This is a genomic window from Stenotrophomonas sp. C3(2023), from assembly GCF_032911385.1.
Taxonomy (GTDB): domain Bacteria; phylum Pseudomonadota; class Gammaproteobacteria; order Xanthomonadales; family Xanthomonadaceae; genus Stenotrophomonas.
On sequence record NZ_JAWJLO010000001.1, the window covers coordinates 2,307,001 to 2,321,021 of the forward strand.

General features: G+C 66.8%; 15 protein-coding genes and 6 tRNA genes. 6 read left to right on the top strand and 15 right to left on the bottom strand.

Features of this window, described 5'->3' with window-relative positions; translation table 11 throughout:
• Window positions 1-2 precede the first annotated feature (2 nt).
• Together RZA67_RS10350 and RZA67_RS10355 are read right to left on the bottom strand one after the other, a co-directional pair.
• Window positions 3-770, bottom strand: coding sequence for a sulfurtransferase (locus RZA67_RS10350; RefSeq protein ID WP_317212669.1), 768 nt, complete (start codon window positions 768-770; stop codon window positions 3-5).
• 29 nt (window positions 771-799) lie between these two features.
• Window positions 800-1,165, bottom strand: a complete 366-nt coding sequence (locus tag RZA67_RS10355) for a DUF6164 family protein (RefSeq protein WP_317212670.1) — start codon at window positions 1,163-1,165, stop codon at window positions 800-802.
• Between the two features lie 291 nt (window positions 1,166-1,456).
• On the opposite strand from RZA67_RS10355, the gene RZA67_RS10360 reads away from it, so the two are divergent.
• The 3 genes from RZA67_RS10360 to RZA67_RS10370 all read left to right on the top strand — a co-directional run bounded on the left by RZA67_RS10360 (window position 1,457) and on the right by RZA67_RS10370 (window position 4,431).
• Complete coding sequence (locus RZA67_RS10360; RefSeq protein ID WP_317212671.1) at window positions 1,457-2,683, top strand: YcaO-like family protein; 1,227 nt, start codon at window positions 1,457-1,459, stop codon at window positions 2,681-2,683.
• An 82-nt stretch (window positions 2,684-2,765) separates the two neighbouring features.
• Entirely contained in the window at window positions 2,766-3,197 is a 432-nt protein-coding gene (locus tag RZA67_RS10365) for an FKBP-type peptidyl-prolyl cis-trans isomerase (RefSeq protein WP_317212672.1), read from the top strand.
• The gene (locus RZA67_RS10370; protein WP_317212673.1) at window positions 3,181-4,431 is read left to right on the top strand and encodes a TIGR03862 family flavoprotein; all 1,251 of its coding nucleotides are present in this window, start codon (window positions 3,181-3,183) and stop codon (window positions 4,429-4,431) included. Before RZA67_RS10365 ends, RZA67_RS10370 begins: the two co-directional genes overlap by 17 nt.
• A 49-nt stretch (window positions 4,432-4,480) precedes the next feature.
• On the opposite strand, the gene RZA67_RS10375 is transcribed toward RZA67_RS10370, so the two are convergent.
• The 6 genes from RZA67_RS10375 to RZA67_RS10400 all read right to left on the bottom strand — a co-directional run bounded on the left by RZA67_RS10375 (window position 4,481) and on the right by RZA67_RS10400 (window position 10,223).
• On the bottom strand, window positions 4,481-6,103 hold the full coding sequence (locus RZA67_RS10375) for an FMN-binding glutamate synthase family protein (protein ID WP_317212674.1): 1,623 nt from the start codon (window positions 6,101-6,103) through the stop codon (window positions 4,481-4,483).
• Between the two features lie 56 nt (window positions 6,104-6,159).
• The gene (locus tag RZA67_RS10380; RefSeq protein WP_317212675.1) at window positions 6,160-7,461 is read right to left on the bottom strand and encodes a nucleotide sugar dehydrogenase; all 1,302 of its coding nucleotides are present in this window, start codon (window positions 7,459-7,461) and stop codon (window positions 6,160-6,162) included.
• A 70-nt stretch (window positions 7,462-7,531) separates the two neighbouring features.
• Window positions 7,532-7,966, bottom strand: coding sequence for a BLUF domain-containing protein (locus RZA67_RS10385; protein ID WP_317212676.1), 435 nt, complete (start codon window positions 7,964-7,966; stop codon window positions 7,532-7,534).
• Window positions 7,967-8,187: 221 nt separating this feature from the next.
• Window positions 8,188-8,272 (bottom strand) — tRNA-Leu (locus tag RZA67_RS10390).
• A gap of 56 nt (window positions 8,273-8,328) precedes the next feature.
• A complete protein-coding gene (gene hemN, locus RZA67_RS10395) occupies window positions 8,329-9,738 on the bottom strand; it encodes an oxygen-independent coproporphyrinogen III oxidase (protein WP_317212677.1) in 1,410 nt (469 codons plus the stop codon).
• 44 nt (window positions 9,739-9,782) lie between these two features.
• Window positions 9,783-10,223: a group III truncated hemoglobin gene (locus tag RZA67_RS10400; RefSeq protein ID WP_317212678.1), complete on the bottom strand. Its 441-nt coding sequence runs from the start codon at window positions 10,221-10,223 to the stop codon at window positions 9,783-9,785.
• 156 nt (window positions 10,224-10,379) lie between these two features.
• Here RZA67_RS10400 and RZA67_RS10405 point away from each other — a divergent pair, with 156 nt between their 5' ends.
• Together RZA67_RS10405 and RZA67_RS10410 are read left to right on the top strand one after the other, a co-directional pair.
• Window positions 10,380-10,673, top strand: a complete 294-nt coding sequence (locus RZA67_RS10405; RefSeq protein WP_317212679.1) for a hypothetical protein — start codon at window positions 10,380-10,382, stop codon at window positions 10,671-10,673.
• Window positions 10,670-11,701: a 4Fe-4S dicluster domain-containing protein gene (locus tag RZA67_RS10410; protein WP_317212680.1), complete on the top strand. Its 1,032-nt coding sequence runs from the start codon at window positions 10,670-10,672 to the stop codon at window positions 11,699-11,701. The genes RZA67_RS10405 and RZA67_RS10410 overlap by 4 nt, the downstream gene beginning before the upstream one ends.
• Window positions 11,702-11,705: 4 nt before the next feature.
• On the opposite strand, the gene RZA67_RS10415 is transcribed toward RZA67_RS10410, so the two are convergent.
• Entirely contained in the window at window positions 11,706-11,939 is a 234-nt protein-coding gene (locus RZA67_RS10415) for a hypothetical protein (protein ID WP_317212681.1), read from the bottom strand.
• Between the two features lie 196 nt (window positions 11,940-12,135).
• On the opposite strand from RZA67_RS10415, the gene RZA67_RS10420 reads away from it, so the two are divergent.
• Window positions 12,136-12,378, top strand: coding sequence for a helix-hairpin-helix domain-containing protein (locus RZA67_RS10420; RefSeq protein ID WP_317212682.1), 243 nt, complete (start codon window positions 12,136-12,138; stop codon window positions 12,376-12,378).
• A 45-nt stretch (window positions 12,379-12,423) separates the two neighbouring features.
• Here the strand turns inward: RZA67_RS10420 and RZA67_RS10425 are convergent.
• The 6 genes from RZA67_RS10425 to pgsA all read right to left on the bottom strand — a co-directional run bounded on the left by RZA67_RS10425 (window position 12,424) and on the right by pgsA (window position 14,017).
• Window positions 12,424-12,497 (bottom strand) — tRNA-Cys (locus tag RZA67_RS10425).
• A gap of 58 nt (window positions 12,498-12,555) precedes the next feature.
• Window positions 12,556-12,631, bottom strand: a tRNA-Gly gene (locus tag RZA67_RS10430).
• A gap of 153 nt (window positions 12,632-12,784) precedes the next feature.
• Window positions 12,785-12,860: transfer RNA gene (locus RZA67_RS10435), tRNA-Gly, on the bottom strand.
• A gap of 86 nt (window positions 12,861-12,946) precedes the next feature.
• Window positions 12,947-13,022, bottom strand: a tRNA-Gly gene (locus tag RZA67_RS10440).
• A gap of 252 nt (window positions 13,023-13,274) precedes the next feature.
• Window positions 13,275-13,350 (bottom strand) — tRNA-Gly (locus RZA67_RS10445).
• Between the two features lie 43 nt (window positions 13,351-13,393).
• Window positions 13,394-14,017, bottom strand: coding sequence for a CDP-diacylglycerol--glycerol-3-phosphate 3-phosphatidyltransferase (gene pgsA, locus RZA67_RS10450; protein WP_317212683.1), 624 nt, complete (start codon window positions 14,015-14,017; stop codon window positions 13,394-13,396).
• Window positions 14,018-14,021 lie beyond the last annotated feature (4 nt).

The following is a 14,021-nucleotide window of genomic DNA, read 5'->3' on the forward strand; positions in this document are numbered from 1 at the left end:
CCTCAGAAGGCGCTCGGATTCGGCTCGGGCAGCGGCTGGTCTACCAGGGGCTTGAGCTCGGCGTCCAGCGCCACCCGCTCGTCGAAGACGAAGCAGCGCCCCTCGTAGCCCTCGCCCCCCACCGCCTCGAAGTAGCCGAGGATGCCGCCGTCGAGCTGCAGCACGTTGTCCATGCCGTCGTTGCGCATCCACAGCGCGGCCTTTTCACAGCGGATCCCGCCGGTGCAGAAGCTGACCACGGTGCTGTCCTGCAGGGCCTGGCGATGCGGTGCCAGCGCCTGCGGCAGGTCGGTGAACTTCTCGATCGGCAGCACCAGCGCATCCTTGAAAGTGCCGTGCGCCACCTCCTGTAGATTACGCGTGTCGAGCATCACCACCGGCTTGCCGGCATCGTCGTGCCCCTGCCGCAGCCAGCGCTGCACGGTGGCCGGATCGACCGCAGGCGCTCGCGGGTAGTCCAACGGCTGTCCGTCAGCGCGGCGGAAGCTGATGATCTCGTCCTTCACCTTGGCCTTCAGCCGCGCAAACGGCTGATGCTCGCTGAGGCTGGTCTTGACCCGCATGCCGGCAAAGCGCGGGTCGCCGTGCAGCGCGTCGTAGAACGCCTGCACCTGCGCCGGCTCCCCGGCCAAAAACAGGTTCAGGCCCTCGGCGGCGACCAGCACGGTGCCGCGCAGCCCGCCCGCCTCGGCGCGGGCCTGCAGCTGGTCGCACAGGGTCTGGGGAGCATCGATATCGACGAAGTGGTAGGCAGCGGTATTGGCGATCATCCGCGCATTTTAACCGCTGCCGCCCCGCTTCACCCGCGCAGCAGCAGGAAGGGCAGCAGAACCAGCGCCGCTGCGGCGGCCATTGCCGCCAGCACCAGCAGCACATAGGCCGGGCGCTGCCTGAACAGACTGGCGAAGGTTTCGGCGCTGCCGTCGCGCAATGCCTGCTCCCGCTGGGCCCGCATGCGCACGCTGCGCTGCGCCTGGTACTGCCCCAGCAGGGCCCGCGCACGCGCCAGCTCGGCATCATCGCGCAGCCACAGCCCACCGTTGGAGATGCCCCACGGGCTCGGCTCGGTGCGGTACCAGCCAATGTTGTGCTGGTCCAGCAGGGTGCAGACCTCATGGTATTCGTCGTCACCGACGTGACGCAGATTGAGCAGCAGCTTTGACATGGTGCACATCATAGCCACACCCGGGGCTGGGCTGACCCCAGGGCAGGCAAACACCTGATCCAGGGCCTGTTGGTGTCGCGGCTAACGTGTGCCTGCCGCAACCGGCGGCTCACTGTAGGAGATGTGTGATGGGTATCTTCGGCCTTCCGATCCTGATGACGTCCGCAGACAAGACCGAGCAGCTGCAGCTCAGTGAAGCCGAGCAGGCACTGCTGGCCTGAGCCGGCGCGTGTAACGCCCGGCGGCCGCACGGCCGCCGGGCACTGCCCAGGCCACTGCGGAGACAGCGCGATGTACGCACCTGAAGAACGCCAGTTCAGTCTCGACCATGCGACGCGCCGGATCGAGCGCGAGATGCGCCAGCTGCGCCTCGGCGCAACCGTCGATGTGCAGGGCCAGGGCCCGTGCATTGCCCGCACCCTGCTGCACGACGCCGGCGGCAGCCTGCTGACCGTCGGCTGGGGCAAGGGTGAGCGCGAAGCGGCGCGCACCGGCAGCCTGTACGAGGCGATGGAACACCTGCTGAGCGCACGTCATCTGCTGACCGGCGCAGAGGTCCATCCGGTCGAAGCCGTACTGGCGGGGCTGGCGGGCGGCGGACCCGGTGACATGCCGCTCACCCTGCTGGCCGACCAGATCGAGGAGACCATCGCATGCCGGCGCTACACCTCGCTGTGTGGCCGGGAGGCCTTTGACTATCCGCTGGTGTTGTCGGCACCCGACTACCTGCACGCAACGCTGCCTGCCGAAACCTTCGACCACGCCGGTCTGCGCCGCTACGCCAGCAACAGCGGGACAGCCATCGGCGCCTGCCCCGCCGAGGCGCTGCTGCACGCGCTGAACGAATGCATCGAGCGCGATGCGCTCTCGTTGTTCCTGCTGACCCACTTCTTCCATGAGTGTGACGCGCCGCTGTACCGCGTCGACCCGCAGTGCATGCCCGCACACCTGACCGACCTGTACGACCGCGCATGTGCAGCGGTGGATGCACCGATCGCGCTGCTGGACATCACTGCCGACGGCCCGGTATCGACCTGCTTCGCCGTCGCCCTGCACAGCTACCCCTATCCGCGCCCCTACGGCGCCGGTGCCTCGTTGAACCCGGCCCACGCTGCCCGCCGCGCCCTCACCGAGCTGGTGCAGGCCGAGCACGGCGCCGCGGCCGCCGACGAAGCAGCACAGCAGGCCGCGTCGGCGATGTTTGACGATCTTGCGGCGTGGCCGCGGCTGCGTGCTGCCCTGGCGATGGACATCGAGACATTGCTGCGCCGCCGCCGCATCATTGCCACGGGCCTGCGCGAGCGTCCCGGCGGCGAGCTCTGCGGCCAGATCCGCACGATTGCCGCGGCGCTCGACGACCAGGGGCTGCACCCCGGCTATGCCCTGCTGCGCCAGAGCTTCAGCGGCTCCAGCCTGGTCAACGTGGTGGTGCCCGGCATGGAGCGCTTTTTCCTGGTCACGGCAGGCAACGTCGTGCTGCCCGGCAGCCGCGGCCAGGCACTGCGGCCCATGCAATGAACGCCGCCGCCCCGCATCTGCGGTTGCCATGGTCAGCGATGGGATGCGCTACCCTTGCAGCCCCGAATCGTCCGAGGCCCGCATGCGCCGCCTGCTCGCTCCCCTGCTGCTCTCCCTGCTCGCCGCCGGCTGCACGCCGGATGGCCCGCCGCCCGGCGGCACCCTGACCACCTTCGAGCGCATCGACGCCCAGGTGGGCGAAGGCGCCGAGGCCCGCCCGGGCGACACCGTGAGCGTGCATTACACCGGCTGGATCTATGACGAGCGCGCAGCGTCCAGGCACGGCAAAACGTTCGACAGCTCCGTCGGGCGCGGCGAGCCCTTCAGCTTCAAGTTGGGTGCTGGCCAGGTCATCCGCGGCTGGGACGAAGGCGTGGCCGGCATGAAGGTCGGCGGCAAGCGGACGTTGATGATTCCGCCGCAGTACGGCTACGGCGACCGCCGGGTGGGCCCGATTCCCGCTGGTTCGTCACTGGTGTTCGACGTAGAGCTGCTTGATGTCAAACCGCAGTAATGGCCTGCCCGACCACCGCGTTGCGGTGGTCGGTGGCGGCCCGGCAGGGCTGTTTGCCGCTGAAACGCTGCGTGCGGCCGGCCTGCAGGTCGACCTGTACGAGGCCAAGGGCTCCCCGGGCCGCAAGTTTCTGATCGCCGGCAAGGGGGGCCTGAACCTGACCCATTCCGATCCGCGCCCGTTGTTCGACAGCCGCTACCGCCCCCAGCCCACCACCGTGGGCCAGTGGCTGGACGGCTTCGACGCGGTGGCGCTGCGCGAATGGGCAGCGGGCCTGGGCGTGGAGACCTATGTCGGCAGCTCGGGGCGGGTGTTTCCGGTTGACCGCAAGGCCGCGCCGTTGCTGCGCGGCTGGGTGCGGCGGCTGAAGGAACAGGGCGTGCGGATGCACGTCAATCACCGCTGGCTGGGCTGGGACGCTGCCGGTCAGCTGCGTTTTGCCACCGACACCGGCGAACAGCACATCCAGGCCGATGCCACCGTACTGGCGCTGGGCGGTGCCAGCTGGCCGCAGCTGGGCTCCGACGGCGCCTGGGTTGCGCTGCTCGAACAGCAGGGCATTGCGGTGGCGCCGCTGCAGGCGGCCAACTGCGGCTTCGACGTCGACTGGACGCCGTGGTTCGCCCAGCGTCATGCCGGCGCCCCACTGAAGGCGGTCGTCGGCCATTGGCTTGACCTGGACGACCAGCCTCGGCAGATGCAGGGCGAATGCGTGATCAGCGCTTATGGCATCGAAGGCAGCCTGGTCTATGCCCTGTCAGCCGACCTGCGCGAGCGCCTGCGGCGCGACGGCGAGGCCACGCTGTGGCTGGACCTGGTGCCTGACCGCGACGCCGCGCGCCTGCTGGCCGAGCTCTCCCGCCCGCGCAAGGGGCGCAGTTTCGGCGAGCACCTGCGCCGGCAGGCTGGGCTGGATGCAGTGAAGACGGCACTGGTATTCGAAGTCCTGGGCAAGGATGCGGGACAGGACGTGCCTGCGGTAGTCGAGGTGCTCAAGCGGCTGCCGGTGACCCTGCAACGCCCACGGCCCGTCGCCGAGGCGATCAGCACAGCCGGAGGCGTGATGCTGGCGTCGCTGGATGCCGGGTTGATGCTGCGCCAACGACCCGGCACCTTCGTGGCCGGAGAGATGCTCGACTGGGAAGCCCCGACCGGCGGCTACCTGCTCACCGCCTGCTATGCCAGTGCACGGCAGGCCGCGCACGGCGTGATCGACTGGTTGACCAGGCAGTAGCCTGCCTCCGGCGCGGTAACGGGCTGGCCCGTCGCTGCCACGCAGGTCCTTATTGCGATCTGCTCGCGCGCAGGGCCTGCAGCCGCGCGGGCGGCTGGAAGGAATCGGTGCGCGCGTCGCCCCAGAAATCATGGAACACGGCATGGTCCGGGATGCCGCGCAACAGCTCGCCCGGCTCCAGGTAGCGATACAGCGAGGCCAGCGAGCGGATTTCCACCGCCGAGACACGGCGCAGGATGTGTTCCGGCCCCAGCTCAGCCGGATCATTCAGGCCCGCCGCGCACAGCAGTTCCATCAGCGCGTGCAGGGTCTTGTCGTGATAATTTTGAACGCGGCTGGCCTTGTCGGCCGGATCCAGGTGTTTCCAGCGCTTGGCGTCCTGGGTGGCGATACCGGTCGGGCAGCGGTCGGTATGGCAGCTCAACGACTGGATGCAGCCCAGCGCGAACATGAAACCGCGCCCGGCGTTGCACCAGTCCGCGCCAAAGGCGATGGTGCGCGCGATGTCAAAGGCGCTGGTGATCTTGCCTGCCGCGCCGATGCGGATGCGCTCGCGCAGGTCCAGGCCGACCAACGTGTTGTGGACCAGCAGCAATGCTTCATACATCGGAATGCCGACGTGGTCGACAAACTCTGCCGGCGCCGCGCCGGTGCCGCCTTCGGCGCCGTCGACCACGATGAAGTCCGGCAGCAGGCCGGTCTCACTCATCGCTTTGGCGATGCCGAACCACTCCCAGGGATGGCCGATGGCGAGCTTGAACCCGACCGGCTTGCCACCGGAGAGCTCGCGCAGGCGCGCGACGAACTGCAGCAGTTCCACCGGCGTGGAGAACGCCGAATGCCGTGACGGTGATACGCAGTCAACACCCTCGGGCACACCACGCGTGGCGGCGATCTCGGCACTGACCTTGGGCGCCGGCAGCACACCGCCATGGCCCGGCTTGGCGCCCTGCGACAGCTTGATCTCGATCATCTTGACCTGGTCGAGCGTGGCGTTGGCGATGAAACGTTCCTCGCTGAAGCGGCCCTGCTCGTCGCGGCAACCGAAGTAACCCGAGCCGATCTCCCACACCAGGTCGCCGCCCTTCTCCTTGTGATAAGGCGAAATCGAGCCTTCGCCCGTATCGTGGTAGAAGCCGCCGCGACGTGCACCTTCGTTGAGCGCCCGCACCGCGTTGGCCGAAAGCGAGCCAAAGCTCATCGCCGAGATGTTGAACACGCTGGCCGAGTACGGCTTGGCGCAGTCAGGACCGACCAGCACGCGGAAATCGTGATGGCCGATGGTGGTGGGTGCCATCGAGTGGTTGATCCATTCGTAGTCCACCGCATACGTGCTGCGCAGGGTGCCGAACGGCACGGTGTCCATCTCGTTCTTCGAACGCTGGTAGACCAGCGCACGCTGCTGGCGCGAGAACGGCACGTCTTCCAGATCGCTCTGCACGAAGTACTGGCGGATTTCCGGGCCGATCGATTCCAGTCCGTAACGGAAATGGGCCAGCACCGGATAGTTGCGCCGCAGCGTGCTGCGCTTCTGCAGCAGGTCCCACGTCCCCACGGCGACCATCGCTGCGGTCAGGCCGACGCCCCAGTACCACGCCGGCCACAGCGTGGCCAACCAGAGACAGACGGGAAGAAGGGCGATGGCGAGCAGGTAGACCAGGTACCGGTGCATGGCTGTCCTCGTTGCAAACACCGGGCCAGTCTAGCGTGGCTGCCTGTATGGAACGCTCACAACCGGTCGTCGACCTGCTCGCGCGGCCAGGCGGATTTGACGTCGTAGATGATGCCGCCCGGTGCACGCAGCGCCTGGATGCGCGCGGCATCGTAGTCACGGAACTGCGTGTGCGCCACTGCAAGCACGACCGCGTCGTAGCCCTCTGCCCTCGGCGTCGCAACCCACTGTACGGCCGCGTCAGCCAGTGCTGCCGGTCCCACCCACGGGTCGAGCACCTCCACCTGAGCTCCCTCGCCCTGCAGATGCTGGGCCAGCTCCAGCGCGCGGCTGTTGCGAAGGTCCGGGCAATCCTCCTTGAAGGTCACCCCGAGCACCAGCACGCGCGCCCGGCTCAAAGGCCGCCCACGCTCTGCGAGCAGCGCCTGCACGCGTTGGGCGACGTGCAGCCCAACCCGGTTGTTGACCTGGCGGGCGGTGTGGATCAAATCCGGGTGATAGCCCACGCTCTCGGACTTGTGCAGCAGATAATACGGATCGACACCGATGCAGTGCCCGCCCACCAGACCGGGCCGGAACGGCAGGAAGTTCCATTTGCTGCCCGCAGCGTCGAGCACATCCTGGGTGTCGATGCCGAGCCGGTCGAACACCAGCGCCAGCTCATTGACCAGCGCGATGTTGACGTCGCGCTGGATGTTCTCGACCACCTTGGCGGCCTCGGCCACGCGCATCGACGGCGCGGCAAACGTGCCGGCGGTGATGATGCGCCGGTAGAACGCGTCGACGAATGCGGCCACCGCCGGCGTCGAGCCCGAGGTGATCTTCCGGATGTCACGCAGGCGCCGCTGGCGGTCGCCGGGGCTGACCCGCTCCGGGCTGTAGCCGCAGTAGAAATCCTGGTTGAAGCGCAGCCCCGAGCCCGACTCAAGCAGCGGCACGCAGACCTCTTCGGTGGTGCCGGGATAGACCGTGGACTCGTAGATCACCAGATCGCCACGTTGCAGCACGCTGGCAACCAAAGCCGTCGCCGCGCGCAACGGCCCAAGATCGGGCTGCTCGTACGCATCGATCGGGGTGGGCACGGTGATGATGTAGAGGTTGCACGCCTGCAGCTGCGCGGGCACCGACGTGCAGCGCAGCAGATGTGCCTGCGCCAGTTCGTCGGCTTCCATCTCCAGGGTGTGGTCGTGGCCGGCGCGCAGCTCATCCACACGCGCGGCGTCGATGTCATACCCTACCGTCGGCATCAGCTGGCCGAAGGCCACCGCCAGCGGCAGTCCTACATACCCCAGGCCGATGATGGCAGGCTGCGGCTGCTGCAGTGCAGACAGCGTGGCAGGGCTCAGCGAGTGCTCCATTGCACCTTCCCGAAGACATCCAGAGACCGTCAAGAGTACCCCCCGCGCGACGGGCGGTCATCTGCCGATGTCACGACCCCAGGCAGACCGCGGCCGGCTCCACCTCGCCATGCCGGCCCGTCCACGCTGACACCAGCATTGCCATGCCGACCGACTCCGGCACGCGGTGCTGCCAGTCGGCCTGGATGATGCGCGCGGTGGTCGCCTCATCGATGCGCTGGGAGGCCATCGCCCAGCGCGGAAAGCGGCGTATCGCCACCTCGCCCTGCGCCAGCACCTGCAGCCCGGTATGGCTGCGTGCATTGCTGATGCGCGCAAATACCGAAGCAACTCCATCACTGGGACCTTCGATGTACTGCAGAAAACGGGTGCCATCGAACATCAGCACACCCGTCACCCCCGCCACACGGTTGAAAGCGGTCGCCGCCTCCAGCAACGCGTCCAGGTCCGCCATGATCAGGCCTTCGCGAGCGCGGCTGAGGTAGGCGATGGCGCGAAGTGGCATCGAAGCGGTCCGGTATCTGAAGATCATGACTATGCCACGCTGCTCCGCATTGGGATACCAGCGCTGCATGGCGGGGAACGGGACGGACGCACGCACCTGGCAAGCATGGGACAGAGCCGCGCCATTCGCGTCACGCCTGTCACGCAACGCACCGCGCGGCGGCAGCGCCGATGCCATGCCATGATCCCCCCTCCGGGGCGGAAAACGTGCCGTTCGCGCGATGGTACCCGAGGCCGGAATCGAACCGGCACGCCTTGCGGCGAGGGATTTTAAGTCCCTTGTGTCTACCAGTTTCACCACTCGGGCCAGACCCGCATAGGTTGACGCATTGCCGTCGGTTTGGGAATGCCCGGTGCACGGCGCTAGATGGCGCGGGAATAGCGCGGCCCGTTACCTGGCTGCTCGAGATAACGGTCAAAGCACATGGCCAGCAGGCGCAGCAGTGGCCGTCCCTGCGCCGTCACCCGCACGCGCCCCTGCGCCTGTTGCGCAAGTCCGTCGTCCTGCAGCTGCTGCAGCGACTGCAGTGCGTCGGCAAAGTAATGCCGGTAGTCGATGCCATGCCGCTGGCCCAGTTGAGCGAGGTTCACCTCGCCCTGACACATCAGCTTCTGGATGACCTCGGCACGCAGCAGATCATCGTCGTCCAGCCGCACCCCGCGCCAGATGGGCAGCAGTCCGGCATCCACCAGCTCTTCCCAGCCCGGGAGGTCACGCGGATTCTGGCTGTAGGTGCGCCCGATGTTGCTGATCGCACTGACGCCAAGTCCGATCAGATCGGAGTCTCCGTGGGTGGTGTAGCCCATGAAATTGCGGTGCAGCTGGCCGGCGCGCTGCGCGCGTGACAGATCCTCTTCTGGCAGGGCGAAGTGGTCCATGCCCACGTACTGGTAGCCGGCCGCGGACAGCCGCTGCACCGCCAGCCCCAGCAGCGCCAGCTTCTGCTCCGGCGCGGGCAGCTGCTGTTCGTCGATCTGGCGCTGGGCCCGGAACAGGTTTGGCAGATGGGCATAGCCATAGACTGCCAGCCGATCTGGACGCTCAGCCAGGACCTGCTCCAGGGTCCGGCCGAAGCCCTGCTGGGTCTGTCCCGGCAGACCATAGATCAGGTCCACGTTGACCGAGCGCATGCCTGCCGCGCGGCAGGCGCGGATGATGTCCAGCGTCTGCTCCACGCCCTGCACGCGGTTGATCGCCACCTGTACCTGCGGGTCGAAATCCTGGACCCCCAGACTGGCGCGGTTGAAGCCCAGTGCGGCCAGCTGCATCACCTCTGCAGGAGTGACGAAACGGGGATCCAGTTCGATGGAGAAATCCCGCTGCGGCGAACTGCTCAGCGCGAAGCGCATGCGCAGCCCGTCGACCAACACCCGCATGGCCTCGGCGTCGAGGAAGTTCGGCGTGCCACCGCCCAGATGCAGCTGGATGACCTCGCGCCCGGGCGTCAGCACCGCAGCCATCTGGTCAGCCTCGCGCAGCACCCGGGCCACGTAGGCCAGACCACGGCTGCGGTCGCGGGTGATCACCCGGTTGCAACCACAGTAGAAGCACGGACTGCTGCAGAATGGGATGTGCACGTACAGCGACAGCGCACGCCCGGTCTCGTTGCTGGCGAGCAGGGCCTGGGTCAGCTCGTTGCGCCCGAAGCCCTCGTGGAAGTGCGGTGCGGTCGGATAGGACGTGTAGCGCGGACCAGCACGATCATGCCGCTGAAGCACCAGCGGGTCGAAGCACCAGTCCAGCTCGGCAGGCAGGGGTGAGAGCGTTTGCATGGGCACAGCCTGCGGCCTTCCTCCGCGGCGCGCCTTGACCCAGATCAATCGGCGCGACGGGCACCCACCACAGGCAGTGGCACCTGCGGCCAGCGCAGCATCTGGTAGCGCTTCCAGAAGGTATCGGCAATGCGTGCGGCGATATCATCGGCCAGTCGCTGCATCGCCGGGTTTCCACTTTCGGCACTGGTCTGCCGGAACAGGCCAAGCCAGCGATCGAAGAGATCGCGGTCCATCGCATCGATGGCCATGTGCTTGGACATCGGCGAGCCCTGGAAGCGCCGCGTGCCGCGCAGCAGCGCCGACCAGAAATCGACCAGTTGCCCCAGGTGCGCCGGCCAATCCTGTACATGCGCAGCAAACACCGGCCCGAGCCGCGGCTCATCGCGGACACGGGCGTAGAAGTCGTGGACCAGCCGGGTCACCTCCGCTTCGCTGCACAGCTCGGGCGACGCTTCGGGCAAGGGGTCGGGTGGAAGGGACATGGGAGCTCCGGGACGCGTGCCGCGCATTATCTCATTGACGACTGAACGTAACGCTTGATCCAGATCAATGAGTACATTTGCGACAGTTCATAGAGTGATTTCCGGCATGCATATGGACGCGCGCGCCATCGACACCCCCTTCGCACGGACCCGGCCATGACAGCAACGCTCCCGCCCGCAACCCGCCCTGCCCTCACCCAGTGGGGCGTGATCCTGTGGCCCAGCTTTGTCGCTGCAGGGCTGGCCAGCGTTGTCTTCTTCGCCTTCGTCGACCCGGAACAACTCGGACGCATCAGCTTTCCGGCCAGCAAGGTCAGTCGTGAGGTCGGCTACAGCGTAGGCTTCTTCATGTTCTGGGCGGTCACCACCCTCTCCAGCGCGGTGACCTGGTACCTGCAGCGCCCGCTGCCGCCGGGGCACGCCGACGACGACGACCTGCCCCTGCGATGACCCACCCGCCCCTGCCGCGCTGGCTTGCTCCCGCTGCCCTGCTGACGCTGTTCCATCTGCTGCCCTGGCTGCAGTGGGACGGGCGCCAGGCGCTGCTGCTCGATCTCGGTGCGCGCCGCTTTGACCTGTTTGGCCTGACCCTGTGGCCGCAGGATGTCGGCGTGGTGCTGGGCCTGCTGGCGGTGCTCGCCACCGGCCTTGCTCTGTTCACCCATCTGCTGGGACGGCTGTGGTGCGGCCACGCCTGCCCGCAGACATTATGGGGAACCGCGTTCGCGTGGGTCGAGGGCGCCACGCGGCGCCTGCTGCCGGCCGCGGTGGAACCGCTCGTACGCCACCTGCTGTGGGCCGCCATCGCCCTGTGGACAGCCCTGACCTTCGTCGGGCTGTTCACGCCGGTCGGCGATCTCCTCACCCGCGCCACGCACGGCGCGCTGAAGGGTTGGGAGCTGTTCTGGCTGCTGTTCTACGCGGTGACAACGTGGGGCAATGCCGGCTTCCTGCGCCGCGAGGTCTGCCGCACGCTGTGCCCCTTCGCCCGCTTCCAGCCACTGCTGCAGGACGTGCATACCCCGCGCATGCTGTATCTGGCCCCTCGCGGCGAGCCGCGCGGCCCTCGTCCTGCCGGGCTGGGCGGTGTGCAGGCGCGCGGACGCGGGCTGCTCGACGCGACCACAGCGGCCGACTACGTCTTCCGCGCGGCGCACCCCACCTTGAGTGGCAGCACCGCGCGGTTTGCCGCCGACCGCTTGGGCGACTGCCTGGACTGCGGCGCCTGCGTGGCCGCCTGCCCGCTGGCCCTGGACGTGCGTGATGGCCCGCAGGCCGACTGCCTGGCCTGTGGCGCCTGTGCCGACGCCTGCGGCAACGTGCAGCGCAAGGCGGGGTTCGGCACTTCGCTGATCCGCTACCGCCGCCCGCATGCGCAGGCCGGCCAGCCGTGGCGCCTGCTGCGTCCGCGCACGCTGATCCTGCTCGGGCTGCTGGCCGCGCTGCTGCTGCTGGGCGTCTGGCGACTGCTGGGCTGAGCTCTCAGGGGCCGGCGTCGGCACCAGGAACCAGCTGCGCACGCTGCACGACACCCAGTTGCTGGATCATCAGCGCCACTTCATTGGTCACCCGGGTTCGCGAATCGTCGGCCGGCACCAGACGGCTCAACACGCGCTGATACGTATTCCAGAACTCCGCTCCGCATCCGTGCTTGTGGAAACTGTCTTCGAGTTCGGTGCGGACCTGCTCGGCGAGACCTTGCGTGCCGTATTCCATATACGACCTCCTTGACGCGGCGCAGCGATGACAGGGCCTCCCTTGACGGAAGGTATCGATACTGCAGGCATCTGCCATTCCAATTAGCCACGAAATAAATGACAGGTCAATGACGTCACTCCGACGCCGCCTCCATCCAGCTTAATCATTCACCATAAGGCGGCCATCCCGCTTGCCCACGACAAGGCGTCATCCCATGCCGTTTTCTCCCGCCGAACGCGCCGTCCTGCTGGCCATCGAGGGCGTTGGTCCCACCGTGATAACCCGCCTGGAACAGCGGGGCATCGACTCACTGAGCGAGCTGGCACGCAGCGAGGTCACCGACATCCTCGACCAGACCGCAGCCGCACTGGGTTCACCCTGCTGGAAGAACAGTCCGCAGGCGCGGGCGGCGATATCCGCTGCGGTGGCGGCGGCACAGAAGTACGTCGCGGGATGACGCCGGCACAACAAAAAGCCCGCCAGAGGCGGGCTTTTTGTTGAATGGAGGCCTCGGTCGGAATCGAACCGGCGTACGCGGATTTGCAATCCGCTGCATAACCACTCTGCTACGAGGCCAGGTTTTACTATCGAATCACTTCAACGAACCACCATGATACAAGCGGCAATCCGGAATTGGAGCGGGAAACGAGACTCGAACTCGCGACCTCAACCTTGGCAAGGTTGCGCTCTACCAACTGAGCTATTCCCGCATGAGCTGGCAATACTACCGGAGGACCGGAACCACTGCCAACGCAATACTCATTTACTGCTGTTTCCGCTGCCAGCCGCCGTCTCCGGCCTGCCGGCCCCACCGTGCCCGGGCGGGAGAAAAACAAAGCCCCGATCAGGGGCCTTGTAGAAACTGGAGCGGGAAACGAGACTCGAACTCGCGACCTCAACCTTGGCAAGGTTGCGCTCTACCAACTGAGCTATTCCCGCAGTATCTTCAGCCTGCGCCGAAGAGATGCCATTGTGTCTTTTTTTCTTCATTCCGTCAACCGTATTCATGGTTGTCGAAGTGATCCTGGAGCGGGAAACGAGACTCGAACTCGCGACCTCAACCTTGGCAAGGTTGCGCTCTACCAACTGAGCTATTCCCGCTTGGGAGGCGACATTCTACCGGTGGCGTGAAGGCTGTCAAGCAGTGGCGCGGCGACGTCGGGGCCAGAAGCGTGACGACCAACGGTCGTCACCTACCGCGCACCACGTAGTGCCGGGCTCTGCCCGGCAACCCGGCAACGCACAAGCGTGACGGCCAACGGTCGTCACCTGCCGGGAGCAGGTGCGGATGCTGACATCGCCGGCCAGCATCACGCACAAAAAAAGAAGCCTTTCGGCTTCTTTTCTGGAATCTGGAGCGGGAAACGAGACTCGAACTCGCGACCTCAACCTTGGCAAGGTTGCGCTCTACCAACTGAGCTATTCCCGCTTGGGAGGCGGCATTCTACCTGTCCTGCCGCCCCTGTCAATAGTTATCCGCCGCGCTTGAGCCGCGCGCGCTCCCGTGCGGCCCGCTCGTCCTCGCGCAGGCTCGGCCAGGCCGCATGCAGGTACTGCAGACCCGACCACAGGGTCAGGATCGCAGCGATCGCCAGCGTCCAGTCACCGATGTGGAAGACCAGCGGCCCCATCCAGATGTCCTCCACCGCCACCTTCGGTGCCACCGAATACAGCAGGCACAGCAGCGCCACCATCTGCGCGGTGGTCTTCACCTTGCCGATGACCGCAACCCGCACCTTCGCCCGTTGGCCGATCTCGGCCATCCATTCACGCAGGGCCGAAACGGCGATCTCACGGCCAACGATGACCGCTGCCCAGAACGCCATCCACGGTGTGGGGTGACCCTGCACGATCAGAAACAGCGCCACAGCTACCATCAGCTTGTCGGCCACCGGATCAAGGAATGCGCCAAATGCCGATTCCAGCGCGTAACGGCGCGCGATCCAGCCGTCCAGCCAGTCGGTGATCGCCGCCAGACCAAAGATGGCCGCCGTGGCGAAGTTCGTCCAGGTGTACGGAAGATAGAACACCAGCACGAGCACCGGGATCATCACGATCCGCAGCAGGGTCAGCCAGGTGGGGAGCGTCAGCTTCATTACG

Coding starts and splice junctions, on each gene's coding strand:
- RZA67_RS10350 (WP_317212669.1), bottom strand. CDS start 770: ATGATCGCCAATACCGCTGCCTACCACTTCGTCGATATCGATGCTCCC.
- RZA67_RS10355 (WP_317212670.1), bottom strand. CDS start 1,165: ATGTCAAAGCTGCTGCTCAATCTGCGTCACGTCGGTGACGACGAATAC.
- RZA67_RS10360 (WP_317212671.1), top strand. CDS start 1,457: ATGTACGCACCTGAAGAACGCCAGTTCAGTCTCGACCATGCGACGCGC.
- RZA67_RS10365 (WP_317212672.1), top strand. CDS start 2,766: ATGCGCCGCCTGCTCGCTCCCCTGCTGCTCTCCCTGCTCGCCGCCGGC.
- RZA67_RS10370 (WP_317212673.1), top strand. CDS start 3,181: ATGTCAAACCGCAGTAATGGCCTGCCCGACCACCGCGTTGCGGTGGTC.
- RZA67_RS10375 (WP_317212674.1), bottom strand. CDS start 6,103: ATGCACCGGTACCTGGTCTACCTGCTCGCCATCGCCCTTCTTCCCGTC.
- RZA67_RS10380 (WP_317212675.1), bottom strand. CDS start 7,461: ATGGAGCACTCGCTGAGCCCTGCCACGCTGTCTGCACTGCAGCAGCCG.
- RZA67_RS10385 (WP_317212676.1), bottom strand. CDS start 7,966: ATGCCACTTCGCGCCATCGCCTACCTCAGCCGCGCTCGCGAAGGCCTG.
- hemN (WP_317212677.1), bottom strand. CDS start 9,738: ATGCAAACGCTCTCACCCCTGCCTGCCGAGCTGGACTGGTGCTTCGAC.
- RZA67_RS10400 (WP_317212678.1), bottom strand. CDS start 10,223: ATGTCCCTTCCACCCGACCCCTTGCCCGAAGCGTCGCCCGAGCTGTGC.
- RZA67_RS10405 (WP_317212679.1), top strand. CDS start 10,380: ATGACAGCAACGCTCCCGCCCGCAACCCGCCCTGCCCTCACCCAGTGG.
- RZA67_RS10410 (WP_317212680.1), top strand. CDS start 10,670: ATGACCCACCCGCCCCTGCCGCGCTGGCTTGCTCCCGCTGCCCTGCTG.
- RZA67_RS10415 (WP_317212681.1), bottom strand. CDS start 11,939: ATGGAATACGGCACGCAAGGTCTCGCCGAGCAGGTCCGCACCGAACTC.
- RZA67_RS10420 (WP_317212682.1), top strand. CDS start 12,136: ATGCCGTTTTCTCCCGCCGAACGCGCCGTCCTGCTGGCCATCGAGGGC.
- pgsA (WP_317212683.1), bottom strand. CDS start 14,017: ATGAAGCTGACGCTCCCCACCTGGCTGACCCTGCTGCGGATCGTGATG.